Source organism: Pseudomonas reactans (genome assembly GCF_013387025.1).
Taxonomy (GTDB): Bacteria; Pseudomonadota; Gammaproteobacteria; order Pseudomonadales; family Pseudomonadaceae; genus Aquipseudomonas; species Aquipseudomonas reactans.
In genome coordinates this window covers 411,806-428,206 of sequence record NZ_JACAQP010000007.1, presented here as the reverse complement: position 1 = coordinate 428,206, position 16,401 = coordinate 411,806, and the positions used below count along the sequence as shown (strand labels likewise).

General features: G+C 61.7%; 16 protein-coding genes. 6 read left to right on the top strand and 10 right to left on the bottom strand.

Translation table 11 applies throughout. The features are described from left to right. Positions 1-40: 40 nt before the first annotated feature. Positions 41-679, bottom strand: coding sequence for a hypothetical protein (locus tag HX793_RS11030; RefSeq protein ID WP_177096121.1), 639 nt, complete (start codon positions 677-679; stop codon positions 41-43). Between the two features lie 44 nt (positions 680-723). Then, positions 724-1,080: a VOC family protein gene (locus tag HX793_RS11025; RefSeq protein WP_177096119.1), complete on the bottom strand. Its 357-nt coding sequence runs from the start codon at positions 1,078-1,080 to the stop codon at positions 724-726. A gap of 117 nt (positions 1,081-1,197) precedes the next feature. Here HX793_RS11025 and HX793_RS11020 point away from each other — a divergent pair, with 117 nt between their 5' ends. Next, complete coding sequence (locus HX793_RS11020; protein WP_308936654.1) at positions 1,198-1,971, top strand: NAD(P)-binding domain-containing protein; 774 nt, start codon at positions 1,198-1,200, stop codon at positions 1,969-1,971. Here the strand turns inward: HX793_RS11020 and HX793_RS11015 are convergent. After that, positions 1,966-2,859 (bottom strand): LysR family transcriptional regulator, encoded by an 894-nt coding sequence (locus HX793_RS11015; RefSeq protein ID WP_177049884.1) that lies wholly within the window; start codon positions 2,857-2,859, stop codon positions 1,966-1,968. The genes HX793_RS11020 and HX793_RS11015 overlap by 6 nt on opposite strands. Positions 2,860-2,953: 94 nt before the next feature. Here HX793_RS11015 and HX793_RS11010 point away from each other — a divergent pair, with 94 nt between their 5' ends. Together HX793_RS11010 and HX793_RS11005 are read left to right on the top strand one after the other, a co-directional pair. After that, positions 2,954-4,120 (top strand): MFS transporter, encoded by a 1,167-nt coding sequence (locus HX793_RS11010; RefSeq protein WP_177096117.1) that lies wholly within the window; start codon positions 2,954-2,956, stop codon positions 4,118-4,120. A gap of 80 nt (positions 4,121-4,200) precedes the next feature. Next, positions 4,201-5,361, top strand: a complete 1,161-nt coding sequence (locus HX793_RS11005; RefSeq protein ID WP_177096115.1) for a saccharopine dehydrogenase family protein — start codon at positions 4,201-4,203, stop codon at positions 5,359-5,361. On the opposite strand, the gene HX793_RS11000 is transcribed toward HX793_RS11005, so the two are convergent. The 3 genes from HX793_RS11000 to HX793_RS10990 all read right to left on the bottom strand — a co-directional run bounded on the left by HX793_RS11000 (position 5,273) and on the right by HX793_RS10990 (position 7,535). Next, positions 5,273-5,677, bottom strand: coding sequence for a DoxX-like family protein (locus HX793_RS11000; RefSeq protein WP_177096113.1), 405 nt, complete (start codon positions 5,675-5,677; stop codon positions 5,273-5,275). The genes HX793_RS11005 and HX793_RS11000 overlap by 89 nt on opposite strands. Then, positions 5,674-6,126 carry a thiol-disulfide oxidoreductase DCC family protein gene (locus tag HX793_RS10995; RefSeq protein WP_016978095.1) on the bottom strand — a complete coding sequence of 151 codons (453 nt, stop codon included), beginning with the start codon at positions 6,124-6,126 and terminating at the stop codon, positions 5,674-5,676. Before HX793_RS10995 ends, HX793_RS11000 begins: the two co-directional genes overlap by 4 nt. A gap of 71 nt (positions 6,127-6,197) precedes the next feature. Further along, a complete protein-coding gene (locus HX793_RS10990; RefSeq protein ID WP_177049875.1) occupies positions 6,198-7,535 on the bottom strand; it encodes an MFS transporter in 1,338 nt (445 codons plus the stop codon). 246 nt (positions 7,536-7,781) lie between these two features. On the opposite strand from HX793_RS10990, the gene HX793_RS10985 reads away from it, so the two are divergent. Next, a complete protein-coding gene (locus tag HX793_RS10985; protein ID WP_177096112.1) occupies positions 7,782-8,447 on the top strand; it encodes a TIGR02466 family protein in 666 nt (221 codons plus the stop codon). Here HX793_RS10985 and pdxR read toward each other — a convergent pair. After that, positions 8,431-9,906, bottom strand: a complete 1,476-nt coding sequence (gene pdxR, locus HX793_RS10980) for a MocR-like pyridoxine biosynthesis transcription factor PdxR (protein ID WP_177049871.1) — start codon at positions 9,904-9,906, stop codon at positions 8,431-8,433. The genes HX793_RS10985 and pdxR overlap by 17 nt on opposite strands. Before the next feature lie 85 nt (positions 9,907-9,991). On the opposite strand from pdxR, the gene HX793_RS10975 reads away from it, so the two are divergent. Further along, positions 9,992-10,756 carry a sulfite exporter TauE/SafE family protein gene (locus HX793_RS10975; protein WP_177049869.1) on the top strand — a complete coding sequence of 255 codons (765 nt, stop codon included), beginning with the start codon at positions 9,992-9,994 and terminating at the stop codon, positions 10,754-10,756. Here the strand turns inward: HX793_RS10975 and HX793_RS31545 are convergent. The 3 genes from HX793_RS31545 to HX793_RS10960 all read right to left on the bottom strand — a co-directional run bounded on the left by HX793_RS31545 (position 10,753) and on the right by HX793_RS10960 (position 15,242). Beyond that, positions 10,753-12,246: a methyl-accepting chemotaxis protein gene (locus HX793_RS31545; protein ID WP_177096110.1), complete on the bottom strand. Its 1,494-nt coding sequence runs from the start codon at positions 12,244-12,246 to the stop codon at positions 10,753-10,755. The genes HX793_RS10975 and HX793_RS31545 overlap by 4 nt on opposite strands. 167 nt (positions 12,247-12,413) lie before the next feature. Next, on the bottom strand, positions 12,414-14,567 hold the full coding sequence (locus HX793_RS10965) for a TonB-dependent siderophore receptor (protein WP_016978089.1): 2,154 nt from the start codon (positions 14,565-14,567) through the stop codon (positions 12,414-12,416). Between the two features lie 183 nt (positions 14,568-14,750). Next, a complete protein-coding gene (locus HX793_RS10960) occupies positions 14,751-15,242 on the bottom strand; it encodes an Lrp/AsnC family transcriptional regulator (RefSeq protein ID WP_177049863.1) in 492 nt (163 codons plus the stop codon). A 121-nt stretch (positions 15,243-15,363) separates the two neighbouring features. On the opposite strand from HX793_RS10960, the gene HX793_RS10955 reads away from it, so the two are divergent. Continuing rightward, positions 15,364-16,398 (top strand): histone deacetylase family protein, encoded by a 1,035-nt coding sequence (locus HX793_RS10955; RefSeq protein ID WP_177049861.1) that lies wholly within the window; start codon positions 15,364-15,366, stop codon positions 16,396-16,398. The last annotated feature ends 3 nt before the right edge of the window (positions 16,399-16,401 follow it).

The window sequence follows — 16,401 nt, the reverse complement described above, 5'->3', positions numbered from 1 at the left end:
AGCCGGGTCCCAGGTCAGGGAGATGTCCTGCCCAGGCATTTCAGGGCATAGGTTTCGGGGTGACGGTGTACCAACCCGACGGGGTTTTGGCACACACCTGCGGCCTGAGCGGTGTTTCAACCGTGTTGTTGCTCTGAACGGAGAGTTGGCGAACCGCAATCACGCAACCGGCCTTGAACGTGCTGATTTTGACCATCTGCAGTTCCATTTCATAGTCTTTGCCGGGCTCGGGGACGAGTGTGACAGGCGCGGGAAAGCAGGACATTTGTGAACCGCCCATGGCGAACCCTGCAATAAAGGGTTTACCCGCCGCAATGACGTGCTCGTCAAACACTTTGGGCGACTGGTTGATGGCTTTGCTCGCTTTGCTGGCAGGCATGCCAATCACACTGTTCTGGCTGTCGGTGGCTCTGAAAGGGTAGAGGCCCGCCGAGTCGACATGCGTTTTTTGCCATCCGGCTTCTTCCGGCGTTTTGGTCAGCAGGGACCCGTTGTAAAACGCTTCGCAGGTCTGGCCACTGAGGAAGCCCGCGTTGGTGGTGTCGCCCGTGATAAACCGGACTCGGGCCGAGTTGGCCGGGTCATATTGGCTGATCTGGGTTTCGTTGCGCACGTCGGTTTTTGTGGTGGCGCAGCCGATAAGCGTCAAGCTGAGCGCCAGCGGAAAGAGAGAACGCATGGGTAACCTTCATATCCTGTGAGGGTGGGGCTTGAGGGGGAGACCTATTGATCAGCGTTCCAAACCGCCAGTTCATAGCCATCCGGATCGGTGAAGTGGAACCTGCGTCCACCCGGGAATGAAAATGTCTCACGGGTGATGAGAGCCCCCAGGGCTTTGAGTCGCTGCTGCGTGGCATCGAGATCATCGGCGTACAAAATCACTAACGGGCCACCCGGCCGAACCGGCTCCCCCGTGGTGAACCCGCCTGTCAGACGCCTATCGCTGAACTCGGTATAGGTGGGGCCGTAATCGACAAACGTCCAACCGAACGCGCCGCCGTAGAATGTTTTGCTGCGGGCAATATCGCTGACGTTGAATTCGATGTTGTCGATTTGCCGGTCTTTACCTTGAGTGCTCATGCTTGCCTTCCTGGCTGATCTTTTCGAGCGGCGAGTGTAGCGTGAACGTCCGCCTGCATGAAGACGGGAATCATGCCTATGATGCACCCGACTACAGAACTGACCGGAGTGGACAGCGTGCTGAAGATTGGAATCCTGGGCGTCGGTGAGCTGACGGAAAAGGTGGTGATCGGCCTGCGGCGCAGTGGGTTTGACGGGCGGGTCTTGCTGTCTCCGCGTAACCACGAACGTGCGCAGCAACTCGCTGAACAGTGGGGCTGTAAGGTGATGGCTGACAACCAACAGGTTGTCGATGGGGCGGACTTGTTGGTGCTGGGCGTGCGCCCGGAGGTTGTCGGTCAGCTTTCGAATGAAGTGCAGCTCAGACCTGAGCAAACGCTGGTGTCGTTGGTGGCGGGATTGAAGCTGGCCGAGTTGCAGCGCCGGTTCCCGCAGGCGCGTGTGGTGCGTGCCATGCTGTCCTATGCCGCGCAGATCAACCAGACAACCGTGGTGATCACGCCCGGTGGCGAACCCCACGCAACGCTGCTGGGCGCGCTCGGTTCATTGGTTGTATTGGACGAGGAAGAGGCGTTCGAACTGGCCACCGTGGCGGCCTGTATGAACGGTTGGTTCTATTTCTTCCTGAGTGATCTTCAGCAGTGGTTTACCGACAAAGGTCTGTCCAAAGACCAGGCCGCCCAACTGGTGATGGGCAACCTGCAAGACTGCCTGGCTAGCGCCCGCCACCAGCCCTCGGCCACTCTGGAGGCGTTGGGTAGCGCCATTGCCACACCGGGCACCTTTACGGCGGCCGGGTTGGAGGTGTTGAGAAACAATGGTGCGACGCAGGCATGGCGCGAGGCGGCTGACGAGGTGCTTGAGCGGCTGCACAAGCCTGCGCGTTTATAGCCGGTGATGCTCCAGCAAGAAGTCCACAAACACGCGGATCCGCGCCGGCATGCTCGCGCCCCCGACAAACACCACGTGGATCGGCTCCCTGTCGCCGGGGTTCCAGGATTCCAGCAGGCGCACCAGGTCACCGCGTTGCAAGTCTTCTGCCACCGTGAACTCGCCGATGCGTGCAATACCGGCGCCTAGCCGCGCCAGTTGAGCGAGGGCTTCGCCACTGCTGCATTCGATCGTGCCGTTGATCTTCAACGAGAACTCCCGACCGTCACGGGCGAAGGGCCAGTCGGATTGCGCTCGGCGGAAGTTGAAGCGCAGGCAGTTGTGTCGCAGCAAGTCGTTGGGTTCCAGAGGCGTGCCGTGTTGCGCGAGGTACTCCGGCGACGCCACCAGCACCTGGCCGGTGTCACCGATGCGGCGCGCTGTCAGCGGGCTGTCTGGCAGGTCGCCAAAGCGGATTGCCACGTCAGCCTGGCCGCCGAGGATGTCGACCACTTCGTCGCCCAAGGTCAGGTCCACCACAATGTTTGGGTAGCGGGCGCTGAACGCCGCCACCAACGGCACGATGGCCATGCGACCGTGGCCCAGGGCCGCAGTGACCCGCAGCCGGCCTTTGGGCGCGCCCTGGTCGGCGATGGCTTCCTCGACTTCGTCCATGTCGGCCAGGATGCGCCGGGCGCCGCGAAGGTACGCCTCGCCTTCGGCGGTGAAGGCAATGGCGCGGGTCGTGCGAATCAGCAGGCGCGTGCCCAGGCGTTGTTCCGTGCGTGCGATGACCCGGCTGACGGCCGAGGGCGTCAATCGTAATGCCCGCGCCGCCGCCGACAGGCTGCCTTCCTGCGCCACCATTGCGAATACCGCCATCTCGCCCGACCTGCCGTTGAAATCCATTTTTGCCTCGCGCGCAAAGGTGATTGCCAACTAAACGGTCTAGTGCCGTTAAAGCGTTGATCGTAGCATTTGCAGCATAAATGAGGAGTCTTCCATGCGTATCAATCCACCCCTTGTAGCCCTTGCCGTCGGTGCCTTTGGCATTGGCGTCACTGAGTTCGCGCCCATGGGCATGTTGCCCACCATCGCCAATGACCTTGGCGTGTCCATTCCCACCGCAGGGCTGTTGGTCAGCGCCTACGCCCTGGGGGTGCTGCTCGGTGCGCCCCTGATGATCTTGACTACCGGCAAGATCCCCCGGCGTTACCTGCTGGTGGGACTTATGGCCATTTTCACCCTGGGTAACGTGATGTCGGCGCTTGCCACCGGCTATTACGACCTGTTGATCGCCCGCGTCATCACTTCGCTTAACCACGGCGCGTTTTTTGGCGTCGGCTCCATCGTCGCCGCCAGCGTGGTCGCGCCGGACAAGCGTGCCGGCGCCGTCGCCGCGATGTTTATGGGCCTGACCCTGGCGACCATTGGCGGTGTGCCACTGGCGACCTGGTTTGGTGAACTGCTGGGCTGGCGTACGGCGTTCTGGGGCATTGGTGGACTGGTCCTGGTGACCATGGTCGCGCTGTGGTTCGCGCTGCCTAACCTGCCGCTGCCGAAAAGCGACGGTGTGCTGGCCGAAATCAAGGTGCTGGGACGCGGGTCGGTACTGGCGGCGCTGGCCCTGACCGTGGTGGGTTCGGGGGCGATGTTCACCGTGTTTACCTATATCGCGCCGATCCTGAGCAATGAGACCCATGCGTCTACCCCGTTTATCACGGCCATGTTGGTGCTGTTTGGCGTCGGGCTGACCCTGGGCAATATGTGGGGCGGCAAGGCGGCAGACCGTTCGATTGACCGGACCCTGATCGTCTCGTTGAGCGCACTGATCCTGGTCCTGCTGGCCTTTGCATTCCTGATGCGTTGGCCGATACCGGCTGCGGTGAGCATCCTCATCTGGGGCATCGCCAGCTTCGCCGTCGTGCCGCCGTTGCAGATGCGTGTGATGGAAGCGGCCAAGGATGCGCCGAACCTGGCCTCGGCCGTAAACATCGGCGCCTTCAACTTCGGTAACGCGATTGGCGCCGCAGTGGGTGGTGCAGTGATCAACGCAGGGCTGGGCTATCCGGCGATTTCCCTGGCCGGCGCGGCGATGGCGGGCTTGGGGCTGTTGATGGTTGTGAGCTTCGCCTGGAGCTCCAGAACTCGCATGGCTGCGGCAGTGTAGGAAATCGAGTATCGTTGGCCGCCTCAGCTGTCAGCCTGTTGCAGGCGCAGCACACGATCGATGGTTCAAGGAAGACGGGCATGGCACTCAGGGTGATGGTGATCGGCGGCTACGGCAATTTCGGCAGCATCGTGTGCCGACATTTGGCCGTAGCACCGGGCATTGAGCTGGTGATCTCGGGCCGTGATCCACACAAGTTGCAGCGCAAACTCGACGCGTTGAACGCGCAGCCCGGCACGGTGTGCGAAGGCTGGTGTGGCGATGCCATGGGGGCCGGATTCGCGGGTGTTTTACAGTCCAGGCGCATCCAGTTAGTGATTCATACCGGCGGGCCGTTCCAGGGGCAGCCCTATGCGGTGGCCCTGAGCTGCATCGAGGCCGGCGTGAACTACTGCGACCTGTCCGACTGCCGCACCTTCGTCAATGGCGTGGGCGTGCTGGATGCGCAGGCCAAGCAGGCGGGCGTGACCATTCTCAGTGGTTGCAGTTCGGTGCCGACGCTGTCGTCTGCGCTCATCGATCAGTACCGGTCTCGTTTTACGCGCATCGACTCGATCGAGCATGGCATTTCCTCTTCGGCCAAGATGCCAGGCTTGTCGACGATCGAAGGGGTGCTGGCCTACGCGGGTAAACCGATCAAGCAACTCAGAAATGGCCAGGTACACGAAGTGCTGGGTTGGCAGGACCTGACGCTGCGCAAAATGCCTGGGCTGGGCACGCGGGTGCTGGCCAACGTAGATGTGCCGGACATGGATATTTTCGCCAGCCGCTATGGCGCCCACACCTTGCGCTTCAAGGCGGGCGCGGGGCTCAAGCTGGGTGGCGTCGCCAACGGTTTGCTGGCCCAGGCTCGGCGGCTTGGGGTCGTGCGCGATCATGTCGCCTGGGCCGCGCGCCTGCATCGGTTGGGCACCTGGTTCGAGCGATTTGGCGACGGTAAAAGCGCGATGTACATCGATGTGCAAGGCGTGGGGGCTGACGGCCAACCCTTGTCACTGGCCGTGCAACTCACGGCGTTGAATGACAAAGGCCCGGAAATCCCCAGCTGCGCTGCTGTTGCGCTGGCTGTCAAGATCGCCCAGGGCTACCGACCCGAGCCCGGCGCGCGACCGTGCGTCGGTGAGATCACCGTCGACGAGTATATGGCCGCCATCAACGATCCGGCGAACCTGAGTCTCTCTGTACGATTCTCGGACCAGCGCACCACGCCACCGCACACAACGCCACCCCGGCCACGTTGAGCGACACAGGTTTGAATGCCTCCCTGAGCATCGCCGGGCTGACAATCGCCACATCCACCAGCAGGCCCGACAGCGCCGCCGCAGCCACTGCAACGGGCCAGACACTGCGCGGTGAAAGCACGATCCATAGCGCCAGGACGATCTCCCCAATTCCGGCCAGCGTGGCGAACAGCTGCACCTGTTCGATGCCATGCGCCTCAATCATTACCCGCTCGCCCTGGCTTAGCCACAGCAGCTTTGGCACCAACCCATGATAGGCAAACATGAACGCCAGGCCGCCTCGGGCGATCCAGTTGATACGCACCAAGGGAGTCATCGCGGTGCCTTCAAGAAACGCTGCTCATGGTCTGGATGCGGCAACAGACATGTGTCGTACCGCCCGAAAATCCGATAGCGATTGCGTGCGATGCGGTCGTAAGCCCAATCCCGCAGCCCGCGTGGGATGATGCGCAACAGCAGCAATGGACGCCACGCGGCAGGTAGTTGCGCAATGATTTCGAACACGGCGTCCGAACGCACCCAGTAGTGGCTGTTACGAATGACCGCCAGCGTGTCGAACTGATCCAAGGGCAACCCCGCCCAAGCCAGCAACGCCTGGCCCTCGGGGGATTGCACCGCCGCCAAGCGTATGCGCTGTTGGCGGTCATGACGGATCAGGAACCTCGCCCAACCATTGCACAGCTTGCATACGCCGTCGAACAGCACCACGGTTTCGCCAGGTTTGAGCAACGGCGCGGGGGAAGGGCGAGTTTGGGATACGGACATCAGGGTGGGTCCAATCGGGCCGGTTTAGCCTGGATCATACCTGTGTTCAGCGGCTTCCACCCTCGCGCCGTTTACCTTGACAGCAACGGCGCGGTGCTTTTGTCCTCCGGCCCCACGTCATGCAAGGAAATCCTCGACGTCTCCGGCAATGCCAACCCGCCCGCCAACGCCAGCAACGCCACCACGATCAGGTAAAACGCCGGTGACAGATTGCTGCCCGTGGTGCTGATCAACCAGGTCGCCATCAACGGCGCGGTGCCGCCGAAGATCGTGTAGGCCAGGTTGTAGGTGATCGCCGAGGCGGTGTAGCGCGTGCGGGTCGGAAAGGTTTCCGACAACAAGGCGGCCGTGACCACGCCACACAGCACGGCCCCTACCGCCAGCAGCATCACGCCGACGATGGAGGCCGCGAACGAGCCGGAGCTGGCCATCAGGAACGACGGATACACGACCACCATCAGCAACACACAGGCGGTCATCACGGTGACACGACGGCCGACTCGATCCGAATACAACCCCGCCAGTGGGCAGATCGCCGCCGCGAAGATCAGCGCAATCAGCGACACCAGCAACGCCATCGCCCGACTCAAGCCGCCCGCCACTTGCAGATAGGTCGCGAAATACGTGGTGAACATATAAAACGACAACGCCGTCAGTGACACAAAAGCGCCCAGGCAGCAGATTGCCGCACCATGGTTGCGCAGGGTTTCCTTGAGCGGGGAGTGGGCCACCGTGTGTTCTTCCTTCACGGCCTGGAAGGCGGGCGTCTCGTCCAGCTTCCAGCGCAGGTAAAGCCCCACCAGGCCCAGCGGCGCGGCGATCAGGAACGGCAGGCGCCAGCCCCAGCTGCCCATGGCTTCTGCAGACAACGACGCTTCCAGCGCATACGCCACCACCGCGGCGGCAGCGAAGGCGGAAAACGTCGACACCGGCACGAAGCTGCCGTACCACGCGCGCTTGTCACTGGGCGCGTGCTCCATCAGATAGGCACAGGCCCCGGCGTATTCGCCCCCGGCGGAGAACCCTTGGGCGCAGCGAATCAGCGACAACAGGATCGGCGCCGCTACGCCGATGGCGGCGTAGGTCGGCAGCAGCCCGATCAGCGTGGTGGCGCCGGCCATCAACAGGATCGTCATGGCCAGGGTGCGTTTGCGGCCGATGCGGTCGCCGAGCATGCCGAAGAAAATCCCGCCCAGTGGCCGGAACGCAAACGCCACGGCAAACACGGCGAAGGTCTTGAGCAATGCCGCGCTGGCGTCGCCGCTGGGGAAGAATTGCTGGGCGATGGTGGTGGCGAGGAAGCCGTAGACGGCGAAGTCGAACCACTCGACAAAGTTACCGATGCCGGCGGCGATAATGACCTTTCGCAAGGTCTGGGGGCTGACCTGTGCGGTGGATGGGCTCGTCATGGGGGGGAGGCCTCGGGATAGGTGCGGGGATGACTGATTATCGGGCCAGGCGGTTGGGCGGCGGGGCCCAAAAGAGTCGTCCGCGTAGTCAGTAGCGACTTGGTCGAGCTGGGGAACGCAGGAATTGGGCCAGGTGAGGCAAGGCGCTTGTGCGCAACTGTGGTTAAGACTTTAACAATGGTTTACATCGCTGAACCGTTGATGCCGTTATGGTTTGTGGCTACTGGTAAACATGATGAGTACCCCATGCAGTCGAGCGACAATCTGTTGAATCCGGAGCTGATCAACATCCGGCGGCTGTTCACAACGCCCTTGGCCAGCATCCAATACCCGAATGCCGACACGCTCAACGCCGAGCTCAAGGCGCTCGTCACCCACCGCATGGCGCAGGATCAGAACGGCGCCCAGCGCAGCAACGATGGCGGCTGGCAATCCGCGAACGATTTTCAGGCGTGGGGTGGGGACGCCTGCGGCGCATTGGTGACATTCGCCACGCAGTTCGCCACTGAACTGACCGCGGTTCATCACGAAGGCGTCGGATTAACCGTGCCCGGTTTCGAGTGGAAGCTCAACGCGTGGGCCAATGTGAACGAGGCGGGCCACAGCAATGCGCTGCATGGGCACCCTGGCGCATTTTGGTCAGGCGTTTATTGGGTCGATGCAGGTGGCCGTGAAGAGGACGCCACCGTCGGTGGCGACCTGGAATTCGTTGATCCACGCGGCATGGTGGCCTCGACCTACAATCCCGCCTTGCGCATGCGGGTCGAGGATTGCCTGACTGCCGGGTTCAGCAGCACCTGCGTTGCCAGCAGCGGGACATTGATCATGTTTCCGTCCTGGTTGATGCACTCGGTACGACGCTTTGAGGGGACGCGGCCGCGGATCTCCATCGCGTTCAACTTTGGGGTATGAGAGGCGGGTGGGCTGCCGCCATGACCTCCCGAATCACTTGCGCAAGTATCCGGATGCCTTCATCAATCTGCTGCACGGTAAGCCCGGCATAGCCGAGTATCAGGCTTGCCGGCCGTTCACCCTGCGTAGTGAACAGGGGTGATAGCGGATAAACACCGATCCCGCGCTCCAGCGCCATCGCCTGCAAGGCGTCTTCATCCCGCGCGTGCAGGTGGGGCAACAACAAGACGCCATGCAACCCGGCGGCCATGCCCTCTAGTTTTCCCAGGCCCGGCAAATGGTGGTCGACGGCGTCCAGCAGGGCCTTTCGACGGCCTTCGTTGTCACGGCGCAAACGGCGTAGGTGGCGCTCGTAGGCGCCACTGTCGATCAACGAGGCAAGCACGTTTTGCTCCCAACGGGTCTCGTTGCGATCGGTCAAGCGCTTGGCCTCGCGAAACACGCCCACCAGTTCGCGCGGCAGTACCAGGTAACCCAACCTCAGTTGCGGCGAAAGCGCCTTGGAGAAGGTGCCGACGTAGATCACGCGGGCCTCGGCATCCATCGATTGCAAGGCGTCGATGGGACGCTGGCCGTAACGGAACTCGCCACCGTAATCGTCTTCGATGATCCAGGCACGATGGCGGCTTGCCCAGTTCAGCAGTTCGACGCGTCGCGCGATGGACAGCACGGCGCCCATGGGGAATTGGTGCGACGGAGTGACGTAGGCCAACCGTGCGCGCGGGTCATCCGGCAACCGTTGTGTCTGTAAACCGGATGCATCCACCGGGATGGGCAAGGCCGTTGCGCCGGTGGCCTCGAAGCAATAGCGGGCCATGCGGTAGCCTGGGTCTTCGAAGATGAAGGCGTCGTCAGGGTTGAGCAGCAAGCGGGCACACAGGTCGAGCCCTTGCTGGGAGCCGTGCACCACCAGTAGCTGCTCGGTATCGCAGGTCAAGCCACGGGCGCGGCGCAGGTAGCCTTGCAGCGCCTGGCGCAAAGCGGCTTCGCCTTCGGGCTGGCCGTTAGGCCGCGTAGGTTGGCGCTTGATCAGTTCGGCTCGATAGGCGCGGTTCCAGCCCAGTGCCGGAAAGTCCCGCGATGCGACTGCTCCGTATCGGAAGTCGATACGCGCGGTGGGACAAACCATGTGATAGGGCGTAAGAGCGGCAACCCGCTGTCCATAGCGCGACAATGCGGGTGGCGGGTTGTCGCGGGGCACGGTGGCAACGACAGGCAGCGCAACGGCAGGGGCTGCGACCCTGGCGGCCTTGCCCACGGCGGTCACCACAAACCCTTCGGCAGCCAATTGCTCGTAGGCGGCGGTGACCGTGGTGCGCGAGACCCCAAGCGTCTCCGCCAGGGCGCGGGTGGAGGGCAGCTTGGCGTCGGGCGCCAGGGTGCCGTCCTCTATCTGCGCTCGCAGCTGTGTGTAGAGGCGGCGTTCCGCGCCGCGCCTGGGGTTCGATAACTGGCCCATGGAAAAACCTCAAAACTGGTACTTTTTGCGGTGCCGGTGTTGCGCGAGATTATGACGTCTCTTCTCTGCGAAATGAATGCACTCCATGGAACTTGAGCTGACAACCACGACGATCCTGGTGACCTTTGCCGGGGTCTTTTTAATCTGTTTTATGAAAGGCGCCTTTGGCGGCGGCTTTGCCATCGTCGGTATTCCGCTGCTGTCGCTGGTGATGGACCCGATCACTGCTGGCGGCTTGCTGGCGCCGCTGTTCATCGCGATGGACCTGTTCGGCCTGCGCTATTGGAAACCGTCGACCTGGTCAAAGCCCGACCTCAGGTTACTGGTACCTGGGTTGGTGGTCGGGATTGGCGTTGGCTACCTGCTTTTTCGCGTACTGGATCACCGTGCGATTGCCATCGTGATGGCGGTGGTTACGCTGGTGTTTGTCGGCCTGTGGTTCAGGGCCGGGGGAAATGTCAATGTGAAGCTGCGTTCAACACCGAAGGCCGTGGCCGCTGGGGTCACCTCGGGAATCACCACCATGGTTGCGCATTCCGGTGGGCCACCGTTGGCGATGTACTTGCTGCCACTGGGCCTGAGCAAACAGGTTTACGCCGGGACCACCAGCCTGTTTTTCACCGTGGGCAATGTGCTCAAGGCGATTCCCTGGTTGATCCTCGCCAGGCCTACCGGCAACGTGTTGGGCCTGGCGCTTATCTGTTTGTTCGCCGTGCCCAGTGGCGTGTGGCTGGGTTGGCGGCTGCATGCGCGGTTGGATCAGCGCCAGCTCTATCGCGCCTGCTATGGCTTGCTGATTATCACGGCGCTGAAGCTGTTGTGGGACGGGATTGGAGGGTACTGGGCCTAGGGGTGGAACCTGCGTCCCAACGCATCCAGCCGCACTGCAATCGGCGGTAACCGCTCGCTGCTGCGCGCCAGGGTTTCCACATCGTCAGCGGTGCTTTGCGCGATGCTCTGCACCGACTGCAACCGCCCGACAATCTCCAGGTTCGCCGTGGTCTGTTCGCGGGTGGTGGTCACGATCCGGCCGTTCAAGTCGTCAATGTGCGCGATGTCATTGCCTACTGCGCGTAGCATGTCGACGGCCACCTGGCTGTCTTCCACGCAACGCTCCACGCCTTGACGGCTGTCGTGCATGGCTTCCACCGCTTGGCGGCTGCCGTGTTGCAGGCCTTCGATGATGGTTTTGATTTCCTGGGTGGACACCGCCGTGCGCTGCGCGAGGCTGCGCACTTCGTCGGCGACCACGGCAAAACCTCGGCCCTGCTCGCCGGCGCGGGCGGCCTCGATGGCCGCGTTGAGGGCGAGCAGGTTGGTCTGGTTGGCGATGCTGTTGATCACTTCGAGCACGGTGCCGATCTGCTCGGCTTGCACGGCCAGGCCCTGCACGGTTTCGTGGGTGCCGTTGAGGCGGGCGGCCAACTGCGTGATTTCCTGCTGGGCACGGCTGACGCTTTCCTGGCCGCGCTGGATCTGTTGGCTGGCCTTGCCGGCGTGGTCCACCGCTTGCTCGACGTGCACGGTGATGTGGCCCATGGCGTCTTCCATGCGCTGCATCGAGCCGGTCATCTGGGTGATCTCGGCCAATTGGTGCCGCGCGCCTTTTTCCAGGGTACCGCTGGCGCTGGCCAGTTCCTGGCCGAGTTGGCCGAGGCCGTGGGAGTCGCGGGCGACGCCGTCGATCAGGTGCGTGATCTGTTGCAGGAAGTGGTCGAAGCGCTTGGCCAACGACACATGTACCTTGCCTTCGCCTTGGGTGGTTTGCGCACTGAATTGGGACGTGACTGCGAGCATCTTCTCCAGCATTTCCTGGCTCTCGACCGCTTCGGCCTGGCTGTGCACGGCAAGGTAGAGCAGCGCGACGGTTTCCATCACCACGTAGAACGCATGGACGAACACCATGGTCCAGCCGCCATGATGTTCCATTACAAACACCGGGAAGCCTTGGTGTTGCAGGGCATGGAACACCACGTGATGCGCGGCGATAGTGGCGGCGGCGACCAGGATCGGCAACCAGTCACGATAGAACGTCAGCACCGCCAACAGCGCGAAGATCCCGAAGTGCAATTCGATCACGCCCTGGGCCTGGTTGATGTGCAGTGCCGCCATGACCATCAGGCCCGCGCCGAGGGCGCAACGCATCACGCGAGTGCCGCCTATGGCACGGTACAGCGCCGTGAGCACTACGCTGGTGCCGCCGCCGATCAGGGCGGCTTGCATCAAGGTGTCGTGCCAGAACGCCAAGCCCAGGGAGAACAGGAACATCAACCAGATCAACGCCAGCATGATGCGGTCGGCTTTACGGTAGTGCTCGAAAAAACGCGCGCGGGTGGGCATTCACACTTACTCCATGGGGTCTGGCCGAATCAAAGTGAGGGGCAGGGTGGAGCGAATCAGTTTTTTTTGGTTTTTATTGGATTGCGTGATGCCAAACGGTTATCGGCATGCGGGGAAGGGACTTGAGGAACGGCTACCCGGGCGGGTAGCCGTTGATCGGGTTGCGATCAGAAGCTGTATTTGGCTGTGACGCCAAAACTGCGCGGGTTGCCGTAAGTGTCGGTCGAACCCCAGGTCGGGCTGGTGCCGATGGCGGAGTAGTAGGTGCGGTCGAAAATGTTGTTCACGTTCAACTGCAGGTCGAGGTGCTTGTTCACTTGGTAACCGGCCATCACGTCGGCAACGGCATAACTGCCTTGTTCCAGGCGATAGGTATTGCTGTTGGCAAGCACCACGTCGTTGTACATGCGGCTCTGCCAGTAGACGTTGCCACCGATGCGCAGTTTTTCCAGTGGGCCCTGGAAGCGGTAGGAGGTGGTGAGCTTGAACAAACGTTCCGGGGTGTCGGTGTCGAAACGTTGGTTGTTGTTGGCCGCATTGGTGTCCTTGATGTAATGCGCGCGGGTGTAGGTGAACCCGCCACCGACCTGCCAGTTTTCGGTGAGTGCACCTTGCAGCTCAAGGTCGATGCCTTGGCTACGTACCAGGCCGGAGGCTTCGTAGCAGGCCATGATCGGGCAACCGGCTTGGCTCTCGGGCAGGGTCGCACGGTTTTTCTGGTCGATCTGGAACACCGCCAGGCTGGCGTTGAGCGCGCCGTTGAAGTATTCGCCCTTGATACCGACTTCATAGTTTTCGCCGACGATAGGCTCCAGCGGCTTGTCGGAGAAGTCGCGGCTGGTCTGCGGTGTGAAGATGTCGGTGTAGCTCGCGTAGACGGAATACTGGTCGTTCAGGTCGTAGATCACACCGGCGTAGCGCGTGAGGTTACGGGTGACTTTGTAGTCGCCGTCGCCTTGGCGGTCATCGTAGTCATACCAGTCCACGCGCGCGCCGAGGATCACCTTGAGCGGGTCTGCGAGGTTGAGGCGGGTGGTCAGGTAAACGCCATCCTGGGTGGTGATGCTGTGGCCTTTGCCGTCACGTACGAAGTCCGGTTTTGCCCCATTGAGCGGGTAATTGGTGTCGTAGGGGCTGTATTCCTTGGACGTGGCGTCGTAGATGCGCTTGCTGGTGCCGACCACCACTTCATGGGTGCGCCCGAACGCTTCGACCGGGCCGCTGAGGAACGTGTCCAGGCCGTACTGCTTGTCGTCCTGGTGGGATTGATAGGCGGTGCGCGCCAGTGTGGTCTGGTAGCGCGATTGGTAGGTGCCGGTGAACACGCCATCCAACTGTGAGGACGAGCCCGCGATGTGCAGCTTCCAGTCGTTGGCGAAGCGATGTTCGATATCACCGAAGACGGTGTCGATGGTCAGCTTCTTGTTTTCCCAGTCGGAGCCGGGGTTGGTGGAGCGGGGCAGGTTCAGGTGATGGCCGTCGGTGCCGATGGGCAGGCCGCCCCAGAAGAAGTTGGTCTGGTCTTCCTGGCGCGAGAAACCCAGGGTGGCGGTGGTGTTTTCGCTGAGGTCGGCTTCGCCGATCGCGTAGAACAGGCCGTGGTCGCTTTCTTCGCCTTTGCGGAAACTGTTGGCGTCGCGGTAGGAGCCGACAACGCGGCCACGCAGGGTGCCGCTGTCATTCAAGGCGCTGGAGGCGTCGAATTCGCCGCGATAATCGTCCCAGCTGCCGGCGGCACCGGTGATCGATACCTGCGGCGTGGCGGTCGGGCGCTTGCGCACAAAGTTGATCGCCGCCGAAGGGTTGCCGGCACCAGTGACCAGGCCGGTGGCGCCGCGAATCACCTCCACACGGTCGAACATCGCCAGGTTGGGCTGCACGCTGTTGGCGTAGCCGGAATAGGAACTCGGAATGCCGTCGAACATCATGTTGTCGATGTCGAAGCCACGTGAGCTGTACGTCTGTCGGCCAGGACCGCTGGATTGGCTGAGGAACAGGCCGGGGGTGTTCTTGACCACGTCGTTGACGCTGGTCATGGCCTGGTCGTCCATGCGCTGGCGGGTGATGACCGTGACGGCCTGGGGTGTTTCACGCATGGTCAGCGGGAGTTTGGTGGCGGTCGCCATCTCGCCGGTGGTGTAGGACTGGGTGCCTTCGGTGGTCTGGCCCAGTTGTTCAGTGCTGATCTGGGTGGCACCCAGCTCCAGTGGGGCGGCTTTTTCCGCCTCAGCGGCAAAGGCCGCCGTTGAACTCGCAAGGCAGACGGCCAACGCCATCAGACTGGGTGAAAAACCTTTGCCGCCGTGTTGTTGCACAGACATGGAACTGACTCTCCCCGAATGCCGTCCATGGCGAATAATAAAGGTGTTGATAATTATTCGCATCAGTGTGGCAGATTGAGCTTTCGGGAAAAAGCCTTTAATGAGAATTGGTTAATGAATTTTTCACATTTGATTAGCAGCGATTTGCCACCTCGCCCCTCAAAAACGTGACCTTGTTGGTCACTATTCGCGCGTTGGAATTGCCACGCGACTCGTCGCCTTGACTTCCCTCAGCGCCAGACTCGACTGAATCGACGCAATCCCCAACTGCCGCCGCAACACGCTCTCGACAAACTCGCTGTAGCTGTCCAGATCTTCCGCGAGGACCTGCAACAGGTAATCCGCATCGCCGGTGATCTTATGGCACGACAATACGTGCGGCAGCTCCTTCACCACGGCTTCAAACGCATCCGGCGCGTGATCGGTGTGGATGGCGAAACGCACATGCACGAACGCCATAATGTTCAACCCGAGCAGCTTGCGATCGAGATTGGCCTGGTAGTCTTTGATGACACCTTCCTCTTCCAGGCGTTTACGCCGACGCCAGCAGGGCGTGAGGCTCAGGGATAAACGTTCGCTCAACTGCGCGTTGGAAATACTCGCGTCTTCCTGCAGTAGCGCGAGGATGGCGAGATCGGTGTCGTCAAGAACGACCTGCTTGGTTTTATTTTTCATAACTCGGCGCTGTAGGGGTAAATATTCCCGATAAAACTAACAGTGCCGCAAATAAAAGCAAAGAAAGCCCAAGGCTGCCAGAACAAAATAGACCCTGTCTTTTACTGGCGGATGCCCACCCATGTTGACTGTTTTTAGCGAAGCCCACCGTTTGCACCATGGCACTGAACTCAAGGACGGCGTGCTCAAACCCTCGTTCGAACAACCCAGCCGCGCCGACACCGTGCGTGATCGCGTCAGGCAGGTGGGCCTGGGCGATATCATCACGCCGCGCCGCTTTGACCGGGCCTGTTACGTCAACGCCCACAGCGAACGCTACGTAGCATTCCTGGAGTCGGCCTGGGCCGAATGGACCGCCATTGGCCGCAGCCATGACGCATTGCCCCTGGTTTGGCCGGTGCGTGACCTGGCCAACCATCAAGTCCCGGACTTCATCGACGGCAAGCTCGGTTTCTTCGCCATGGACGCCGGCTCGCCGATTACCCGCACCACCTGGGATGCGGTCAGAACCAGCGCCGATATCGCCTTGACCGGCCTGGCGCTGATCGACGAAGGCCATCACAGTGCATTCGCCCTGTGCCGCCCACCCGGTCACCACGCAGCCCGCGAATACATGGGCGGTTATTGCTACCTCAACAACGCAGCGATTGCCGCGCAGCAAGCCATTACCCAAGGCGCCAAGCGCGTGGCGGTACTGGATGTGGATTTCCACCACGGCAACGGCACGCAGAATATTTTCTATGACCGCCCGGACGTGTTGTTCGTTTCCTTGCATGGCGATCCGGCAGTCTCTTACCCATACTTTTCCGGTGCCGCCACTGAACGCGGCGCGGGCGCAGGGGAGGGCTTCAACCTGAATTACCCGTTGCCGAAAAACACCACGTGGGCGCACTACCAAAACGCCTTGATCACGGCGTGCCAGCAACTGCGCGACTTCGCGCCCGAGGTGCTGGTGATCTCCCTCGGCGTCGACACCTTCAAGGACGACCCCATCAGCCACTTCCTCCTCGACAGCCAAGACTTCCTCGGCATGGGCGAAATCATCGCCAGCGTCGGCGTGCCCACCCTGTTCGTGATGGAAGGCGGCTACATGGTCGATGAAATCGGCATCAACGCCGTCAACGTGCTGCACGGTTTCGAAAGCCGCACCCGATAACAA